2 protein-coding genes are annotated in these 2,422 nt (G+C 64.4%); both read left to right on the top strand.

Features of this window, described 5'->3' with window-relative positions; genetic code table 11:
- Positions 1-3: 3 nt before the first annotated feature.
- The gene (locus BSZ39_RS12585) at positions 4-174 is read left to right on the top strand and encodes a helix-turn-helix domain-containing protein (protein WP_222842968.1); all 171 of its coding nucleotides are present in this window, start codon (positions 4-6) and stop codon (positions 172-174) included.
- Positions 175-263: 89 nt separating this feature from the next.
- A partial coding sequence (locus tag BSZ39_RS12580) for a DEAD/DEAH box helicase (RefSeq protein ID WP_143180543.1) occupies positions 264-2,422 on the top strand: 2,159 nt, incomplete at its 3' end.

Below are 2,422 nucleotides of genomic sequence, written 5' to 3'. Positions count from 1 at the left end.
GACATTGCCGCCCATCTCGGGGTCACCAAAGACACCGTCTACACCTGGATCGCCGAGAAGGCCATGCCCGCCCACAAGGTCGGGCGCCTCTGGAAGTTCCAAGCCAGCGAGATCGACGACTGGGTGCGACGAGGTGGCGCTGCCGCCGACTCCGAACCCTCTCCGCCAGGGTGAGCGCGTCGCTCACTTCGAGCCGCCGCTGACACTTTGTCGGTGGTACCCCATATCCTGATCCACTGCCCAAAACCGGAGGGAGGCACCTCGTGACAGAAGCGACGACCGACGCAACGTTGACCCTCGCGACGCTTCGCGTGGGCCAGCGCCTCCGTGGCCTGGTGCCGGGGCAGACAGTCACCCTGATCGCCATCGATCCCATCGACGCCGAACTGTTCGAGGTCTTCTACCGCGACGACTCCGGTCGCAGCGGTGCACGTTCGATCACCGACGCCGACGCGGCACGCTTCGAGGTCGCGGGTGACTTCGACTCCGCTCCCGCCTACGATGCCGACCCGGACGAGTTCCGGCTCGCAGCCGAGGCACTGAGGATCAAGTACGCGGCGCTGTATGACCCGATGGTCGCGGTCAACAGTTCCGATGTTGACCCGCTGCCGCACCAGATTCGCGCCGTCTACGAAGAGCTGCTGCCACGTATCCCGCTGCGGTTCCTGCTGGCCGACGACCCCGGCGCGGGCAAGACGATCATGGCCGGGCTCTATCTGAAGGAGCTGATCCTGCGCTCGGACTGCGAGCGCGCGATCATCGTCGCTCCCGGTGGGCTCGTGGAGCAGTGGCGTGAGGAACTCAGCCAGAAGTTCGACCTGCGCTTCGAAATCTTCAGCCGCCAGATGGTCGATGACGCCCAGGGTCGCAACGTCTTCGCTGAGCACCCGTTCCTGATCGCCCGCATGGACCAGCTCTCGCGCAGCGAAGACCTGACCGAGCAGCTCAGCGAGGTCACCTGGGATGTCGCCGTCGTTGACGAGGCCCACCGCATGTCGGCCCACTACTCATCCTGGGCAGGCGAGGTCGATGAGACCAAGCGCTTCAAGCTCGGACGCCTGCTGTCGGAGACCTCGCACAACTTCCTGTTGATGACCGCGACCCCACACGCAGGCAAGGAAGAAGACTTCCAGCTGTTCATGTCGCTGCTGGATCGCGACCGGTTCGAGGGTCAGTACCGGCAAGGCGTGCACCGCACAGACACCGACGGCCTGATGCGCCGCATGGTGAAGGAAGACCTGCTGACTTTCGAGGGCAAGCCGCTGTTCCCCGAACGTAAGGCCTACACCGTCGAGTACGAGCTGAGCCCGGCCGAGCGAGACCTCTACGAACAGGTCACCGACTACGTCCGCACCGAGATGGGACGGGCCGAGCGGATCGCCCAGGCCGGGGACAAGAAGCGCGGCAACAACGTCGGGTTCGCACTCACTGTGCTGCAGCGCCGTCTGGCTTCCAGCCCCGAAGCGATCCTGCGCTCTCTGGAGCGACGCCAGCAGCGACTCGACACGAAACTGCGCGACATGCAGCGCATCACCGACGATGCCCGCAACAGCGGCTCTATCGCCTCGCACATCGACGAATGGACCACAGGCAAGACCACGCTCGACTTCGGAAGTGACGCGCTGCCCGCGTTCTCGGTCGATGACTTCGAGGACTTCGACGAGGAAACGACCGACGAGGAACGCGCCCAGTTCGAGGAACAAGCAGACCAGGTTGTCGATCTCGCCACGGCAGCGCAGACCATTCCCGAGTTGCGGGCTGAGATCGCGATTCTCGAAGACCTCATCAAGGTCGCTCGGCGCGTCCGGCTGCAAGACGATGACAAGAAGTGGGTGCAGCTACGCACCATCCTCGACGAGCAGCTCCTGACCCACGACGGCTCCGGCGATGCTCGCAAGATCATCATCTTCACCGAGCACCGCGACACTCTCGACTACCTGCAAGCCAAGATCACCGCCCAGTTCGGGCGTGCCGATTCGGTCATCACGATCCACGGCGGCACCCGCCGTGAAGACCGCAAGATCGCCCGCGAACGCTTCACCCATAACCCCGACACCGTGGTCCTACTGGCCACGGACGCCGCCGGGGAAGGGCTGAACCTTCAGCGTGCGCACCTGATGGTGAACTACGACCTGCCGTGGAACCCGAACCGCATCGAGCAGCGCTTCGGCCGCATCCACCGCATCGGTCAGCGCGAGGTCTGCCACCTGTGGAACATGGTCGCCCGCGACACCCGCGAGGGCGACGTGTTCACCCGGCTGCTGGCGAAGATTGACCAGATGTCTATCGCGTATAACGGCAATCTGTTCAACGTGCTCGGCGATGCCGACGCCTTCCAAGAGCGGTCGCTGCGTGACCTGCTGATCGAGGCGATCCGCTACGGCGACCAGCCCCAGGTCAAGGCCAAGCTCGACCGCATCAT

It is taken from the genome of Bowdeniella nasicola (assembly GCF_001907295.1).
GTDB lineage: Bacteria > Actinomycetota > Actinomycetes > Actinomycetales > Actinomycetaceae > Bowdeniella > Bowdeniella nasicola.
The sequence above is the reverse complement of the archived record's forward strand: the minus strand, read 5'-3'. Positions and strand labels throughout refer to the sequence as shown.